At 51.4% G+C, this 16,178-nt stretch carries 12 protein-coding genes; 10 read left to right on the top strand and 2 right to left on the bottom strand.

The genetic code is table 11. The features are described from left to right. The first annotated feature begins 8 nt into the window (after nt 1-8). From A3842_RS17910 to A3842_RS17950, 9 genes are all read left to right on the top strand, one after another. Nucleotides 9-1,217 (top strand): HpcH/HpaI aldolase/citrate lyase family protein, encoded by a 1,209-nt coding sequence (locus tag A3842_RS17910; protein WP_178382373.1) that lies wholly within the window; start codon nt 9-11, stop codon nt 1,215-1,217. A 76-nt stretch (nt 1,218-1,293) separates the two neighbouring features. After that, nucleotides 1,294-2,589, top strand: a complete 1,296-nt coding sequence (locus A3842_RS17915; protein ID WP_074102281.1) for a phosphoribosyltransferase family protein — start codon at nt 1,294-1,296, stop codon at nt 2,587-2,589. Continuing rightward, complete coding sequence (locus tag A3842_RS17920) at nt 2,586-3,740, top strand: cysteine protease StiP family protein (protein ID WP_074102263.1); 1,155 nt, start codon at nt 2,586-2,588, stop codon at nt 3,738-3,740. The genes A3842_RS17915 and A3842_RS17920 overlap by 4 nt, the downstream gene beginning before the upstream one ends. After that, the gene (locus A3842_RS17925; protein ID WP_074102264.1) at nt 3,737-4,567 is read left to right on the top strand and encodes an HAD family hydrolase; all 831 of its coding nucleotides are present in this window, start codon (nt 3,737-3,739) and stop codon (nt 4,565-4,567) included. The genes A3842_RS17920 and A3842_RS17925 overlap by 4 nt, the downstream gene beginning before the upstream one ends. Then, nucleotides 4,567-5,637, top strand: a complete 1,071-nt coding sequence (locus A3842_RS17930; RefSeq protein WP_074102265.1) for an ATP-grasp domain-containing protein — start codon at nt 4,567-4,569, stop codon at nt 5,635-5,637. Before A3842_RS17925 ends, A3842_RS17930 begins: the two co-directional genes overlap by 1 nt. 24 nt (nt 5,638-5,661) lie before the next feature. After that, nucleotides 5,662-6,372 (top strand): hypothetical protein, encoded by a 711-nt coding sequence (locus A3842_RS17935; RefSeq protein WP_074102266.1) that lies wholly within the window; start codon nt 5,662-5,664, stop codon nt 6,370-6,372. A gap of 14 nt (nt 6,373-6,386) precedes the next feature. Continuing rightward, on the top strand, nt 6,387-7,487 hold the full coding sequence (locus A3842_RS17940) for a toxic anion resistance protein (RefSeq protein ID WP_074086637.1): 1,101 nt from the start codon (nt 6,387-6,389) through the stop codon (nt 7,485-7,487). 207 nt (nt 7,488-7,694) lie between these two features. Then, nucleotides 7,695-10,874 carry an S-layer homology domain-containing protein gene (locus tag A3842_RS17945; protein ID WP_074102267.1) on the top strand — a complete coding sequence of 1,060 codons (3,180 nt, stop codon included), beginning with the start codon at nt 7,695-7,697 and terminating at the stop codon, nt 10,872-10,874. A 335-nt stretch (nt 10,875-11,209) separates the two neighbouring features. Then, nucleotides 11,210-12,016, top strand: a complete 807-nt coding sequence (locus tag A3842_RS17950; RefSeq protein ID WP_074102268.1) for a formate/nitrite transporter family protein — start codon at nt 11,210-11,212, stop codon at nt 12,014-12,016. Nucleotides 12,017-12,206: 190 nt separating this feature from the next. Here the strand turns inward: A3842_RS17950 and A3842_RS17955 are convergent, their stop codons facing one another. Further along, nucleotides 12,207-12,653: a rhodanese-like domain-containing protein gene (locus A3842_RS17955; RefSeq protein WP_074086640.1), complete on the bottom strand. Its 447-nt coding sequence runs from the start codon at nt 12,651-12,653 to the stop codon at nt 12,207-12,209. A gap of 118 nt (nt 12,654-12,771) precedes the next feature. Here A3842_RS17955 and A3842_RS17960 point away from each other — a divergent pair, with 118 nt between their 5' ends. Further along, the gene (locus A3842_RS17960) at nt 12,772-13,641 is read left to right on the top strand and encodes a LysR family transcriptional regulator (protein ID WP_074102269.1); all 870 of its coding nucleotides are present in this window, start codon (nt 12,772-12,774) and stop codon (nt 13,639-13,641) included. A gap of 160 nt (nt 13,642-13,801) precedes the next feature. Here the strand turns inward: A3842_RS17960 and A3842_RS17965 are convergent, their stop codons facing one another. Next, the gene (locus A3842_RS17965) at nt 13,802-16,111 is read right to left on the bottom strand and encodes a TPM domain-containing protein (RefSeq protein WP_074102270.1); all 2,310 of its coding nucleotides are present in this window, start codon (nt 16,109-16,111) and stop codon (nt 13,802-13,804) included. Between the last annotated feature and the right edge of the window lie 67 nt (nt 16,112-16,178).

A 16,178-nucleotide genomic window follows, 5' to 3' on the forward strand; every position in this document is an offset into this window, starting at 1 on the left:
GAAAGGCCTTGAGATACTTCGATTACCTGACCAAAGAGCAAGAAATGTCCTTATTCTATTCTTCGCCTGTTAAGTTTGACTCATCTACCCCCAAGGAGCTCCTGGCCTACGCCGTTGGAGCTGCCCTGTATATGCCAGCTACCCGTTCCAGTGTCGCTGAAGATATTTTGAAGCTCAAGGCTTCAGGTTTGGTAACGGTGATTATGGATCTGGAGGATGCGATTGGCGACGGTGAGGTTGATTTTGCCGAGGAGTCTGTCGTAAGACACCTTGCCTTCCTGTCCGCGTATGCCGACAATGAGCCTGATTTACGGAACAGTCTTCCATTGCTGTTCATCCGTGTACGTAATCCGGAGCAGCTGCAGCAGCTGATTTTCCGGCTGGGCACCCTGATTACCATGGTGACTGGCTTTGTTTTCCCGAAATTTACTTTAGAGAATGGTGTGGAATATTTCGAAGCGATCGCTGATTATAACAGCTCCCGCAGCTATTCGGCGCCTGTGCTGTACGGTATGCCGATCCTGGAGAGCGCACCGGTTATTTACCGGGAAAGCCGGCTGGATACCCTGCTGGGAATCCGCGCTTTATTAGGAGAATACCGTGACTATGTGCTGAATGTCCGCATTGGGGCGACGGATTTCTCCAGCCTGTTCGGGTTGCGGCGCAGTCCCGATATCAGTATTTATGATCTGACACCAATCCGCGACTGCATCTCGGATATTATCAATGTGTTCGGCCGGGTGGAAGAAGGTTACGTCATCTCGGGACCGGTGTGGGAATATTTCGGGAGCAAGGGACACCGGGTGCTGCGTCCTCAGCTCAGGCAGACTCCTTTTGAAGAAACCTACGGCAAACAGGGCCGCGAAATCCGTGAGTCCTATATTACCAGGTCAGAGGATGGGCTGTTCCGTGAAGTGCTTTTGGATAAGGAAAACGGAATTGTCGGCAAAACGATCATTCACCCCTCCCATCTTAGACCTGTACAGGCCATGTATACCGTCATGCATGAGGAGTATGTGGATGCCCTGAGTATTGTGGAGAGCAATGATGGGAGCCGTGGTGTGTTCAAAAGCGAATACTACAACAAGATGAATGAAATTAAGCCGCATTTGAACTGGGCAAAACGTATCTTACTACGATCTCAAATATACGGGGTGTTACATGAACAACAGCATTTTGTCGGATTATTGCCCGAGAACGAATACACACACGTTTAATATCGTCGAAAACCTGGAGGTCAAGGTCACTGAAACCTCTAATCCTTTTCATATGCCGGTTGAAACCTTATTCTCCATGGCAGCCCGCATCAACAAAAAACGTTCGTTCCTCTTTGTCAGCAAGGTGCTCGGTAAGCATATCCCTGTTAATCCATATACCCCGCTGCTCAGCGGAGCTGCGCTGGCACTCTTGCTCTATCGGGAGATGAACGGAGAAGCTGCGTATGACTCGATGATGGACAGGCTTCTGGATCAAGCGGTTCAAGGCATGATTCATCCGGAGTATGCGGAGGCGGCTTATCATGATCTGCTCGAAGCCCGGCTGGTTCTTCCTGAGCGTGTATTGTTCATTGGCTTTGCCGAAACGGCAACGGCCCTTGGGCATAGTATGTACAACATATTCGCTGCGGGTGCATCCTATATTCATACTACCCGTGAAGACATTCCGCAGCTTGCATCGGTGGTCAGCTTTGAGGAAGAACATTCTCATGCGGTTGATCATTTATGCTATGCCCTGAATGCTGAGCTGCTGTCCGGGGAAGAACCGATTGTGCTGGTGGACGATGAAATTACTACCGGCAATACAGCGATTAATACAATCCGTGATATCCAGTCTAAGTTTCCGCGCAAGGAATATGTGGTCGCTTCACTGCTCGATTGGCGCAGCGACTCCAATATTCAGGCTTACCGTAATCTGGAGCAGGAGCTGGGCATCCGTATTCGGGCATTAAGTTTGCTGCAGGGAACGATTGAAGTCACAGGCACCCCTCAGCTTAACTTGGTAGAATCGGGTTCCCACACTTTCTCAGCCACTGAAGCCCCTGTGATTATCACGTATGTACAGGATGGTCTGGAACGGCTGAATGTGACCTCCGCGGATTCTTTAGGAGAAATCAACGCTTCACCCTATCTGAGGCAGAGCGGCCGTTTTGGAGTGGAATCGCAGGATAACAGGCAGCTGGATCAAGGGATAGCGCAGGTAGCGTCACAGCTTCGCGCTCTGCGTGAAGGGGCAACTGCGCTTGTGCTTGGCGTTGGCGAGTTCATGTATCTGCCTATGAGGATTGCAGCGGAGATGGGTGAAGGGGTCAAGTATCAATCCTCCACCCGCAGCCCGATTCATCCCGACCGGCGTCCGGATTATGGTGTACACAGCGCAGCGGCGTATCCTTCGGCTGGCGATCCCGGAATTTCGAATTATATTTATAATGTGGATCCGGGCCGGTATGACGATATTTTTGTACTTCTTGAGCGTGATGTGCCCCGCCGGAGGATTGAACCGATGACGGATATTCTGAAGCGGCTGGCAGGGAACAAGGTGCATCTGGTCATACTTGCCCCGGATACGGAAGAGGGAGGTTTGGCCGGATGAAGGGAATAGAACTTGATGAGCTTATGAATAGAAGAATCGCACCGCCCGTACCGCTGGGCAGTTATCCCCCGTCCGATGTTACGTTCCTGCTTAAGGATCTCAGCAATGTGTCATTGGAGCGCCCGACCGCTGAACGGGAAAAGGCGATCCAGTCCGGTGTACATTATTCTGAAATGCTCCCGGTTGAATATCAGCCGACAGCCCAGTATATTGAACTGTTCCATGAGACGCTTCAGCTATCGGCGGAGAAAGTAGCGCTGGAAGTAGCTATTGTCTCCGAAATGATTGTGGCTCAGCGGGGGACTGAGGATACCGTGCTGGTGTCCCTGGCGAGAGCGGGCACACCCATTGGAGTGTTGATTAAACGATATATCGCTGAGCGTTACGGGGTGGAGCTGCCCCATTACAGCATTTCAATTATCCGGGGCAAAGGCATTGATGAGAATGCAATCCTCTATATACTTCAGCGGCATGGAATGGATGCGAAGCTGCAATTTATTGACGGCTGGACCGGCAAGGGCGCCATCCGCCGGGTATTGATAGAGGCTTGCAGCAGCATGTATAAGAAATATGGAATTATTCTTAGCGATGATCTGGCAGTGCTTGCCGATCCGGGGCATTGTTCGGGAACTTTTGGGACCCGTGAGGACTATCTGGTTCCGAGTGCGTGTCTGAACTCTACGGTGTCAGGGCTGATGAGCCGTACGGTTCTGCGTGGCGACCTCATTGGACCCGAGGAGTTCCATGGTGCCAAGTTTTACAAGGAGTGGCTGGAGACAGATCTCTCGAATGTGTTCATTGAGGCGATTACACCCTATTATCCTTCGGTGATAGAGGAAGCCCAAGCCGTTGCTGCAGGTATGCTGGCTTCTCCTCCTGAGATTTCCTGGCAGGGGCTGAGGGATATCCAGAGTATTCAGGAAACCTTCGGCATAGCGGATATTAATCTGGTGAAGCCCGGGGTCGGCGAGACTACCCGCGTGCTGCTGCGCAGAGTACCATGGAAAATTCTTGTCGATACTATGGACAACCCGAATCTTCGTCATATTCTGCTGCTGGCGGAGGACCGCGGCGTTCCGGTCGAGGTTTTCCCCGGCCTTACTTATTCCTGTTGCGGGATTATCAAGCCGCTCAAAGGGGAGAGCGAATGATCTATGCCAGCGATCTGGACCGTACCCTGATCTACTCCCCCAGTGCGATTGGCGTTCCCGAGGATTCACCGGGCCTTATTCCGGCTGAGGTGATCGACGGGAGGACGGCATCCTATATATCGCAGCATGCTCTGGAGCTGCTTAAGGAGCTTGCAGCCAAAATAATTTTTATGCCGGTCACTACACGGACCCTGGCACAGTACAGACGGATTCACCTGTTCCAGGACACGGTCATTCCCGATTACGCGGTAACCAGCAATGGCGGAAACATTCTGGTGAACGGGGTTGTGGATCAAGAGTGGCGGGCAACGATAGGCAGGCTGGTGGAGCAGGGGTCAGTGGCGGCTGAAGAAGCCAGAAGGCTTGTACAATCTGTGGTCCGGGCAGAATGGATCATCAGTGAGCGTTATTGCGACGAGCTGTTTTACACCTTTGTCGTTCATCGTGATTTGCTTCCCTTAGATGAAATCACAAGGCTGGCAGAGCATTTGGACGGCATGGGCTGGAAGGTTTCGCTTCAGGGCCGGAAGCTGTACGTAGTCCCTGAGGCAGTCAATAAAAGCGATGCAATCATCCATGTGCGGCGTACCGTTCACTCTGAGCCCATGGTGGCTTCAGGCGATTCCCTGCTGGACAAAAGCCTGCTGGCGAGCGCTGATTACGCGATAGCCCCTTGCCATGGAGAAATATTTGCCGAGCAGCAGGCAGGTCTAGTAAAATTAGAATATCCTTTTACGAAGAAGGCCGGTGTATTTGCCGGGGATGAGATTATGGAATACGTACAGAGGCTGTACAACAATTTGACAGCACTAGGAGTTGGGCCATAATGAAAAAGGTAAACATTTATTTTAACCGATGGTTTTCCGTAGCCTTTCATTATATGAACCTCATCCGCAACAATGAGGATGGCATCCCTGTTCAAATCTTCGCCACCCATCCCGATATCCGGCATATGTCGCTGCAAGGCGCTGATGTTGCCGGAACGGAGCCCATGCTTGAAGGGATCGAATATGTGCAGTTCTGTGTGGATTTCTGCCGCAGCAATGAGATCGATATTTTTATTCCGCGGCTGCACATGCTGGACATTGCCTTACACGCATCTTTGTTCGATGCCATAGGCACCAAGGTGCTTGTCTGCCGTGATGTGGACCTGCTGGAGAAGATTATGGACAAGGGCAAGTTTTATGAGAGTGTCAAAGAGACCGGAATCATGACGATTCCGGATTACCATGTGGTTAGCACAGCGGAGCAATTCAAGGCAGCCTATGAGGATCTTGCGGCCAAAGGGCATCAGGTTTGCTTCAAGCCGACTGAAACCGAAGGCGGGCTTGGCTTCCGTATCATTGATAATACCCGCAATCCTTTGCAGGAGCTTTTTGACCATGTCACGCCTTACATATCTTTTGAAGATGCACACCGAATTCTCTCCAGTGTGGATTCTTTTCCGAATCTGATGGTGATGGAGCTTCTTGAAGGTTTTGAGTACAGCATAGACTGTCTGGCCGACGAGAATGGAAGACTGCTTGCGGCGGTGCCGCGCCGCAAGGCGGGCGGGCGTCTGCGGCTGATGGAGCATATTCCCGAGCTGGAGCAAATTGCTTCACGTGTGGCCGAATCTTACCGGATTCCGTTCAATTTCAATATCCAAATGAAATACAGCGGCACGATCCCCAAGCTGCTTGAGATTAATCCCCGGATGTCCGGAGGGCTCCATATCTCCTGCCTGTCGGGAATTAACTTCCCTTACCTGGCAGTCAAAAGCGCGCTGGGCGGCGAGGTCCAGCCGGCGGGATTCGCCGGCAACGTGCTGGCCAGCCATGTGGAACAGCCGCTGATCATGAGAATAAACAGCGAGTCCGTAGTTACAGATGCCGTGAACCTGAGCGGCGGTTCATAAGTCTGCTCACAAGAGGTGAGAATAATGCAATTAAAAGGGAAAGTATTGTTGTATGGCGGAGCCGGCTATATTGTTGCCTTGCTGACGAGTGCTTTTATACCTGAGATAATCTCTCTGCTGCTGCCGGTGGCCGGTGCAGGCGTCGCGATTATAGGCGGTACACAGCGGATTAATCTGCCGGCAGAGGTTCTTCCGGCTGGACAGCGTGAAGGGGAAGAAGCGATAGCCCCTTCACCTGCAGCCCGTAGCCTTGAGGCGGTCGGCGCTTCCAGCGGGTCTGCCGCTGCAGATGGACAAGCCTTTGCCGGACGGGAGAGAGCCGGGATTCAGATTGGGGCGGAATTCGCTCCGGTGGTGGAGTATCTCAGCATTTTGGAGGATATGATTATTTCTGAAGGGCAGAAGGATACGCTCGATAATGAGATTGTCGAGAAGTCGCTGGCGCTCTTTGCCAGGCTGCAGCGCATCATTCCTTTGCTGCAGGAGCTGGGTAACGGGGAGATTAATCATACCGTCCGCAGGCTGGTGCTGAAGGATCTCAATGGTGTAATCAATCCGTTTCTGCGTTTGGGTGGTGAAGCCAAAACAAGAAACCGGAGAATGCTGCTGAACGGTCTGCGTGATGTCGATACCAAGATTTCGGATATCGCCTCGACGATCGAGCATAAAGACCTGATGGAACTTCAGACCAAGGCGGAACTGATTCATCAGCGGTACAGCAGTTCCGAATTATAGGAGGAGGGAAACCCATGTCCACGCAGTTGATTGAGCTCAAAAAAGAAGATGAGCAGAAAGTTGCCCTGGAGGCCTCTCAGCTGATTGAGAAGGTCGCCAAGACAGACACCGTTGCCCTGGATTCCTTAATGGATGATATCGGCAAGCTGGGAGTGAAGACGCAGGAGAAGGCGGGGCAGACCCTGAAGCTGCTGGACCGTCCGGTGAATGATCTGATGTCCGGCAAACGGGTAGAAGTGCCGAATATGATTATGAAGCTGCGCAATGAGTGCGAGACGCTCCAGCAGAGCAAGAACGTCAGCTTTTTTGGAAAAATGCTCCGTAAGAGTCCGCTCAAGAATTACGTATACAAGTATCAGTCCGTCCGCACGAATATTGATGCGATTGTAACCGGCTTGCGTGACGGACGCGATACGCTCGAAGAGAGCATCGTCAATATGCGCCAGCTCAAACGCACCTCTATGGAGGAGATTTACAACCTGCAGACCAAGATCGCCTTCGGCAACAAGCTGAAGGAGCTGTTCGAGGCTGAAATCGCCAAACCCGAAAATGAGTTCCGCAAGGCATATCTGGAACGCGGGCTGCGTAAGGTTATGGTCCGAATCCAGTCTATGACCGAAATGATTCTCCTGTATAACCAAGCCATTGCCGCTACGGATATCATCAACGACAACAATGATAAGCTGATCGATTCCGTAAATAACGCGATTGATAAAACATCGAATCTGATCACTGTCTCGGCGATGATTGCCATGTCTCTGGCCGATCAGGAGAATGTCATCTCTGCGGTGGAAGCGACGAATAAGACCATTGAAGATCAGTTCAAGGAGAACGCGCGTCTGCTGCGTACCACTACGGAGAAAACAACAGAATTGCTCTCCAAGCCCTCTATGTCGCTCGAAGCCGTTAATCAGGCTATTGGCGATCTGCTGAGCGCCTTGGATACCTCTGAACAGTCCAACCGCCGGATCATCGAGAGCTGCCAGGATTATACGTCCAAAATGACAACCATCAACACGCAGCTGAACAACCGCCTCGGATTGAATGAAGGCTCACAGCCGCAGGCCTTGAAGCAGGCGGAACCCGACAGCGGGCTTAGTAACTTTTTGAACTAAGGATTTTAATCAGCGGATCAAACTTAAATTGGACAAGCCTGCTCAGCTTTTGGCAGGCTTTTTTGGTGCTTGATTGCATACTTCTATTTCTATTAATTGTGTAATTTGCAATGTACTGATATATTTGCATAGAATAAAAAGGTAATGTTTCCAATTGTGCTTGCTGAGGGCTACATAACGGACACACAAAACAGGGAGGGACAGGAAATGGGCAGGATATTTCGCGGATTGTTGACGGGTGCGCTAGGAATAGGCGTGCTGTTTGGCTCGATGGGTGCTGCTGCGGCTGAAACGGTGAAGGACTATGAAGGCCACTGGGCGCAGAATACGATTGAAAAGTGGCTGGACAAAGGCCTACTGAAAGGGTTTGAAGATGGATCGGTAAAACCCGATCAATCCATAACCAGAGCCGAGTTTATGGCGATTGTAAACCGCTCTTTTGAGATTGCTAGTTTATTCGACAAGAAAGAAGTTCCGAAAATAACGTTCTCTGATGTCAGTGCCACCAGTTGGGCCTACAAAGAGGTGGCTATGGCCGTTGGGGCAGGCTATGTTCAGGGCTACAACAACAAGGCGCGCCCGAATGCACAGATTACCCGCCAAGAGGCGGCGGTTATTATAAGCAGGTTGTTGAAGTTTGAATTAACGCAAAATAAAGCAGAGGCTCTGGCGGGCTTCAGTGACCGTGGAGAGGTTGCGGCATGGAGTGCAGGCAGTGTCACTGCGCTTATTAACGCTGATCTAATGAAAGGGTACCCGGATGGGACATTTAAACCTAAGAAGCCGTTGACCCGGGCGGAAGCGGTAACTCTAATTGAGCCGATGCTTCAAGTGAGCGGCGGCGCAGAAATTTTTGATCATGCGGGTGTTTATGGAGGAGAGGATGAACAGAACCGGTGGACTTCCGAGACTGTAGTTATCTCCGCCGACGGAGTTACACTCCAGAACGTGACAATCGTGGGTAATCTTCTGCTGGATGCCGGAATTGGCAATGGAGACGTGACCTTGAAGAATGTAACCGTTCGTGGCACTACTACTGTCAAGGGAGGGGGAGGCGATTCTGTTCACTTCATTAACTCCCAACTGGGGGATGTGGTTGTGAACAAAGCGGGTGGAGCGGTCCGGTTAGTATCCGAAGGCACCACCAGTGTGAAGCAGGTAACAGTGCAGACCTCCGCCAAGCTTGAGGAAAGCGGGGTTACAGGTGCTGGGTTCACCAATGTTACGGTTGATCAGGACCTCACTTCCAGCGGTCCCTTTGTTCTGTCTGGAGCATTTGATACTGTAAATATTAACGCCAAAGCCGTCATGCAGCTGACTAAGGGTTCAGTGGCAGCACTCAGCATAGGTGCTGCGGCGGGGAATGCCTCAGTAGATATTGCGAGTGGAACTAAGGTAACCAAAGCGGTGCTGGATGCGTTCACCAAGGTGACCGGAACCGGCCAAGTGGAGACAGCGATCCTTAATGACGGGGCTAAAGGCTCTTCGTTTAATACCAAGCCGCTCACCATAGAGGGTCCGCAAAAGGATTCTTTAGTTATTACGACGGCTTCTGCAACGCCAACACCGGCAGTGATCATTGGCGGAGGTGGCGGTGGAGGAGGAGGAATAGCTACGGCTACACCAACCGTAACTATAGCGCCAACTCCAGCTCCAACGGCGACACCAGTTCCGACCGCGACTCCGGCATCAACGGCCACACCAGTGCCAACAACGCCGGTTAAAGAGATCCCGCTACTTCAAACCTATATTATTGCTTCTCCAGATGCTACGGTAACGAATGCTGTGTACTTGCAGTTTGATTTTAGTTCGATTCCTGAGTCAATTCTCAAAAGCACAGGCACCGCCTCCTACTATATTACTTCCACACCCATTGATGACAGGGATCTGCGTTGGGAGTTATACAATAAAAGAGCTTTCTTAACTATGAGTACCCTTCCGTACCAATACAATCCGATCTATAAAATGACAGTGCCCAGCGATTATGTCGGAACAGGCGGAGACAAATATGTGACGGTTGTGTTCAGGGGTAAGGATGGGGCAGCCGGCTACAGTACTCAAAAGGTGAATTTACATCCTTCACTTACCAGCTCAGCGGCCAATATTGCAAAGCTTGCAAGTGGTGTAACGATTGAGCGGGATAAGCAAATGATTGACGGAAGCGCAAAATATTCCGACATTGTAGATGTTTCGAATGTTTTATCTCAGAATGAAGAGGCGGCTTATTACACTATTACTCCAAAGTACGTGGACACTGTTGCCGCCAATCATGAATTGAGCGATCTGCTCTCTTTTTCGCTCAGACTGTATAACCAAAAGCGTATCCGGGTAGTAGAGGCTTATAATTATACCCAGCCTGTAGATGATATCCCATTGGCTGTTGAAGTGCTGAAGGATCTGAAAACCAATGTTGAGCAGGAGTACACTATTATCTTTTACGATAAGACCTTGCAGGCTATCAGCTATTATGAAGGAAAGGTTCATCTTAGTGACCAACTGGCCGTCGAAGCCGCCAAGGAAAGAATTAGTGAAATTCAGGGCTACTCGACGACAGTGCTGGAAGCAGAGAACTCCATCCTGAAGGCTTCGAACGCGTATTCCGTACTGAGTGATGCACAGAAGGCGCAGATTAGCCAGACTGACAAAGACAAGCTGGAAAAGGCGCTAGGCGATCTGGAGACGATGCGGCATGCGGGCCCGCTGGGCAGCAGTCTTTCACAGATTTATTCCGATATTCGGATAAGTGATACGGAATTCAACGGAACAACTATATTCGCATATAACCAGTATTATCCTTATACCTTGAGAAGTGAAACTTCATTCATGTCTTTCTATCTCACGGAAAATCCAATTACCTTGGCGGATATCAAAGGCTCAAAAGGAATCGGCATCCAGCCCTTTGCGGACTTGGCCTACCTTCGGAAGCTGGACAAAAAAGGCGATTACTACGTAACCGTAGTGTTCTACGATAAAAGTCTTCAGCCCGCACGTTATGCTACTCAGCGGATCACCATGTCTCCCAGTACGCCTGTATGGGATGGCACAGCCGTTCAGGTCAAGGAAGGCGTATCCTTGCTGCGGGAATATGGCAACAGCCTGCGAATGGATTATGTTACGTTTAAGGATTATCTGAAGGCACACCCAGAAGCGGCCTATTTTTCATTCACGACTGGATCTACTCTCAATGCCGCCGGAAAAAGCTTCACTGCGGAGCAAGCGGTACAACAGATGAATCCATATCATCCGACCGATTTCAGCGATACGTACTACCCGATGCTATTTGAAGACAATCAAGCTTTGAATGGAAAGTCTGAGGATTACATTATCGTTTTCTATGATAAGAATTTTAAAGCCATCAGCTATTACATGGGAAGCTTGGCCGACTAATCTAGAAGTGGTTCCCGATCATATTCCACCACTCCCCCACATAAGTTGTCACTGAGGCGGCATATGGAGGAAGTGGGGATAAGCGGATGGTTCTGGGGTGTTTGATACTTGTGCTTATCGTCGTAGCCAGCAGTGAGAAGGCAGCGGCTATTGTCAGGTTGAATGATCCGGGCGATGACAGTTAGGGCAGCAGTGTTGGGGTTCTCCGATTAGAATCCAAAAAATTTAAGATATTCCGTGGTTCAAGCGATTTCCAGCGGTTTATTGGGTATAATAACCCGGAGGCTGTCTTCAGCCTCACATCGCTGAAAATACGAAGCTAATGCGGAGGTCACATGGAGAACGAGGCACTGCTGCAGGTAGAGAAGTTGGCTCTGAAGAAACAGAAGATTTACAAGCAGAGTATTTTCCGTTATATCGCCAGGGCAATGCTGGCCAGTATGTTCATTGGCTTCGGTGTCATCGTAGCGTTCAAGACCGGTAACTTTTTCTACATGGAGCATTCGCCGATGACGTATCCGATGGCGGCGATTACGTTTGGAGCAGCCATCATTCTGATCTCGTATGGCGGAGGCGATTTATTCACTGGAGACACCTTTTATTACACGTATGCCGCCTTAAGACGCAAAATGCAGTGGACCGAGGTTGTACGGATGTGGGTCATGAGCTACATCGGTAATATTCTCGGGGCCACTGCATTTGCGCTGCTGATTTTTTTGACGGGGTTATTCTATGACTCCAGTGTGAACGGATTTCTGCTGAATGTGGTGGCGCACAAGATGGAAGCCCCAACGATGCAATTGTTCTTCCGTGCAATTCTTTGTAATTGGCTGGTATGTCTGGCCTTTTTTGTCCCCATGTCTATGAAAAGCGATGGAGCCAAAATGTTCGCCATGGTTCTGTTCGTCTTCTGCTTCTTCATTTCCGGCTATGAGCACAGTATCGCGAATATGTGTACGTTTGCGATTGCACTCGTACTGGATCATCCCGGTACAATCTCCTGGGGCGGTGTTCTCCACAATCTGGTGCCGGTCACTTTGGGGAATCTAATCGGAGGCGGCGTGCTGATGGGCGTAATGTATTATTATGTGAACAAGCCGTTTCTGGATGAGCAGCATGATGAGCCTAAGGATACGCACTAAGAAAAGAGGTTCAGCCACATGATCAGCGGCTCTGCAGTGTGCTGATAACCGGCTGTAGCGAATCGGCATCAGCCAAAGCCAAAGCCCCAAGCAAGCCCGCTTCCGCCTAACCGTGGAGGACGGGCTTGTTTGATGTTAAATAATTTCCGCCAAATAATAGACTGTCATCCAAATAAGGCAGATAGAACACTTATTCCTGCCGCGTATTCCAGTATAGGGGTGCTTTCTCGCCAAGCGTGCCTTCCAGTGCCCCACCTTCTTTGCGCCAGTACTCGATACCTCCGAGCATTTCCTTCACCGGATAGCCCTGAGCAGCCAGTCTGGCAGCAGCTTTGCTGGCTCCATTGCAGGCAGGGCCCCAGCAGTAGAGTACCAGGACCTCTCCAGTGGAGAACTCGGGAGAGCCGCTAGCAAGACGGCCCGAAGGCAGGGAGACAGCTCCCGGCAGGTGGGCTTCCCCGTAGGAACGGGTGTCGCGGACATCCACCAGCGTAAACCCGGTGATGCCCTCGCGCAGATCAAACGCCACATCAGCCACATCGGTTTCAAAAGAGCCCTTAGCTGTAAAATAATTCAGGGCTGCTGCAGGGTCGGCTGCGGGCACAGCCAGTACCTGTGATTTAGGTGTGATGATCATAAAGATTCCTCCTCTGGGATATCGTGCTGGCTTTATTGTATAATGAATCTATAATTGTAGTTATCTATAGTACTTGATGATAAATATCGAAATTTTCGATAGTTCGGGAGAAATTACGATGGAACTCACCTATTTGCGGACCTTTTGTGAAGTAGTATCCAGCGGAAGTTACACGCGGGCGGCAGAGAAATTAGGCTACGCCCAATCGAGTGTGACTGCTCAAGTTGCCAAGCTTGAGGAAATGTACAGGGCGATCCTGCTCGAGCGTTCGGGACGGGGGATGATTCCGACCTTTGCGGGGAATAATCTTCTGCCGTATGCCCGGCAAATGCTGGCGCTCAGCGAAGAGGCCAAGGGAATGATTGCGGGAGGGGACCGGGGCGTACTGAATATCGGGGCCATAGAGACCCTTGCGGCCTATTACCTGCCACACCGGCTGCACCGCTATAGATTGCGGTATCCCGAGGTACAGCTTCGTGTTCAGCCCGGCTCGGAGGAAGGGATTATTACGGCGGTTAAAGATAAATCAGCAGATTTCGGACTGATCTTTGATGTGACGTACAGGTCCGATGAGATTATCGCGCTGCCGCTGCGCCAGGAACCGTTGTATGTAGTCACCCATCCGGAGCATAGGCTTGCCAAAGAAACGGAGGTTACTTCCAATCAGCTGGCTGACGAGCCGTTGGTGCTGACGGAGGATACATGTACTTACCGCAAGCAGTTGCTGCAGGAGCTCAAGGCGGCGGGCATTGCTCCGCGTATAGACATGGAATTCGGAAACCTTGAGGGAATCAAGCAGGCGGTGCGGCATCAGTGGGGAACAGCCTTCTTGCCGCGCTATGCTATTGAGGAGGAACTGAACACTGGCGTCTTAACCGGAATTCCCTTAACCGGGAAGCAAGAGAAGTTTTACATTCAGCTCATATACCGCAAGGAGCGCATGCTATCCCCGGCTTTTGAACACTTTATTGCAGAGATGAGGCAGTAATGAATTGCCCTTTAAAGTCCAAATATAAGAATCCATATGTCACGCATGAAATGATCCTTCACTTATTTGCACAGCTCCCAAGGTAACAACTGCATTCCGGCAAAAAACGCCTCCGGCCAGAAATTGGGCCGGAGGCGTTTCGGATAAATCTGAATGTCTATCATTTGGAGCCGCCAGAGGAGTTTCTGCCGGATTTGCCTCCCCCGCCTCCCCAGGACGATCCCCCGGAGGAACGGCCGCCGCCTCCCCATGAGGAGCCTCCAGAGGATCGTCCTCCGCCGAATCCACCCCCAGAGGAGGAGCGCCTGCGCGCCTGCTCCCGGCGCTGCTGTTCCCGCAGGATCGCCAGCTGTGCCAGGCGCTCCTCTTCTTCTTTCTGGCGTATCAGCCGGTTCGCTTCCTCTACGAAGGAAGAAATCCGGGATGCATAGGAGCGTCCCGCGGCCTCCAGCTCATCAAGGTTGTAAGGCCGGGTAGCCAGTCGCTGCTCCAGTTCAGCATGCTCCGGCAGCAGGGAGAGCTGGAAGGGGCTTCTGGAAGCGATCCCCTTGCTTTGCAGCCGGTTCTGGGCCGTATCAACCTGGGCTTGCCCCTCAGAGAAGAGCCGGGTAATGTCAGACAAGCGTTGATTCAATGTGCTCAGACTTTCGCTGATATGATCGAATTTCTGTACGGTTTCTTCTTGCAGCTGAAGCAGCCGGTCCAGGCCGCTGCGGGCGTTGTCGTATTCCCCGCGCTGGTCGCTGGTCCAGGTTTCGATCTGCGGCACTTCGCCCGCACCCTGACGGAGCTGTGTGCCCGATGTCTCAAGCGCTTCTGCAAGAGGACTTAGATGATACTCCTCAAATCGGCTGCGGGCTTCAGTAATCTGGCCTTGCAGCTCATTGCGCCGCTGAGTCAGCTCACTCCAGCGGCCGCGAATCGTAGCCAGATCCCTCAGGTTATTCTGGCGGATCAGTGCCTGACGTTCTGTCATGAGGACGGCTTCACCAAGCAAGGTGTCCATTTGGGCAGCGATTCTGCGTACTTCATCCATATCCCCGATACGGAGAGGCGCTTCAAGCGTTGCTGAGGCTGAAGAGGCCTGGTCAAGACTATCATAAGGCTTAACCTTCATATTGTGGAGGGAGTTCTGTTCAATCAGTGTTGCAATTTTGCTGCGTGCAGCTGCCACAACCCCTGGAAATTTATTGAGTTTATCGTCATAAGTATCAACATCCCGCAGATCCTGCTCGATTTGTTCCTGCCGTTCTTGGGCTTCCCCGGTCATATCCTGTGCGGCAATCGGGTCGAAGAGCTCCAGCTCATCCGCTTTGGCAGTTTCCTCGGCCAGTTCCTTCAGATCCTCCGCGATTTCCTCCAGCCCATAGCCGGTCTCCTTCACTGCGCTCTGGAGATATTCATTCAATTCAGGCGCATCCTTTTTCAGCTCTGTAATCTGCTGTTTGACATTGCGGTCGGCATCACTGATTACAGCTATATGCTGCTCCTCTTCCTCAAGTGCTGAGCGGTAAGCCTCCTCGGCCTGCTGCAGCTCTGTACTGGCTTCTTTGAGTGCCTTCAAATGATAGAACGGAGGCAGGGAACTCTGGCCTGAGCTTTGTAATGCGGAGATTTCCACCAGCTTGGCTGACAGCCTTTTGGAAATTCCCTCGACCATTTCCCCGGTTTTCCCCTGAACAATGCCCTGGAACGGCTGAAGGGATTCCAGGGCATGATTGGCCCTTACCAGCAGGTCTGCCAACTGCTCCTGCTGGCTGCTAAGCTGTCTCCGTCTGCGCAGACCAGTGAACAGCACATACAGTACTATTGCCAGCAGTACAATCCCAATGACGAGCGCTGCTAGTGTGAGTAGCCCAAGGCCGGAACTGCCGCTCTCTGCACGTCCAGAACCGCCGCTGTTCCGGCTGTCCGTGGTACTGCCTGCTGCTGCGCCGCTGTTCGGGGACCCGGAACTTCCACCGTCTGCAACTGCACCGCCGCTTGTGCCGGCAAAGGAATGAAGCTCCTTAATCATGGAGCGGATACCCCCGGCAAAATCGCCTTCCCGCACATAGGGAATGAAGTACGTATCCAGTATTCTCTGGATGGCCGCAGTACCCGCAGCCCCGCCGTGGGCTTGGGACCAGGTGTTGATCTCCTTCTGGAGACCCGGGTTCAGGAAATTCAGTTCAACCTGCTGGTCTTGGGCAGATATTAAGAGAAGAACATCCTGCGGCGTTAAGGCCCAGGAGTCATATACGTCTGTGGCATAGGCAGAAGCCTCAGCCCCATCCAGGGAATCCACGGTCAATACCCGAATGGTATAGAGGTCACCAGCAGCAATGGCTGCAATATCAGCCGCCTCCTGATTGGTGAGCAGACCGGCTTTATCGGTAACCATTCCCTCCTGTGCAGGAATTCCCGCCGCATACACATTAGGCATCCATAGGAGGCTGAACATCAGGAACAAGACAACATATTTTTTCAAAGGGGCACGCTCCGATCTGAAGGGGGTCTAGTGTACTGTATATTATGCTGATAATTATACTATATCA

The sequence above is a fragment of the Paenibacillus sp. P3E genome, assembly GCF_001909045.1.
Lineage (GTDB): Bacteria > Bacillota > Bacilli > Paenibacillales > Paenibacillaceae > Paenibacillus_AQ > Paenibacillus_AQ helianthi.

Bases quoted from the DNA above. Each gene is read 5' to 3' on its own strand.
- A3842_RS17935 (WP_074102266.1), top strand. From the start codon at position 5,662: ATGCAATTAAAAGGGAAAGTATTGTTGTATGGCGGAGCCGGCTATATT.
- A3842_RS17925 (WP_074102264.1), top strand. From the start codon at position 3,737: ATGATCTATGCCAGCGATCTGGACCGTACCCTGATCTACTCCCCCAGT.
- A3842_RS17930 (WP_074102265.1), top strand. From the start codon at position 4,567: ATGAAAAAGGTAAACATTTATTTTAACCGATGGTTTTCCGTAGCCTTT.
- A3842_RS17955 (WP_074086640.1), bottom strand. From the start codon at position 12,653: ATGATCATCACACCTAAATCACAGGTACTGGCTGTGCCCGCAGCCGAC.
- A3842_RS17960 (WP_074102269.1), top strand. From the start codon at position 12,772: ATGGAACTCACCTATTTGCGGACCTTTTGTGAAGTAGTATCCAGCGGA.
- A3842_RS17940 (WP_074086637.1), top strand. From the start codon at position 6,387: ATGTCCACGCAGTTGATTGAGCTCAAAAAAGAAGATGAGCAGAAAGTT.
- A3842_RS17915 (WP_074102281.1), top strand. From the start codon at position 1,294: ATGGCAGCCCGCATCAACAAAAAACGTTCGTTCCTCTTTGTCAGCAAG.
- A3842_RS17950 (WP_074102268.1), top strand. From the start codon at position 11,210: ATGGAGAACGAGGCACTGCTGCAGGTAGAGAAGTTGGCTCTGAAGAAA.
- A3842_RS17920 (WP_074102263.1), top strand. From the start codon at position 2,586: ATGAAGGGAATAGAACTTGATGAGCTTATGAATAGAAGAATCGCACCG.
- A3842_RS17945 (WP_074102267.1), top strand. From the start codon at position 7,695: ATGGGCAGGATATTTCGCGGATTGTTGACGGGTGCGCTAGGAATAGGC.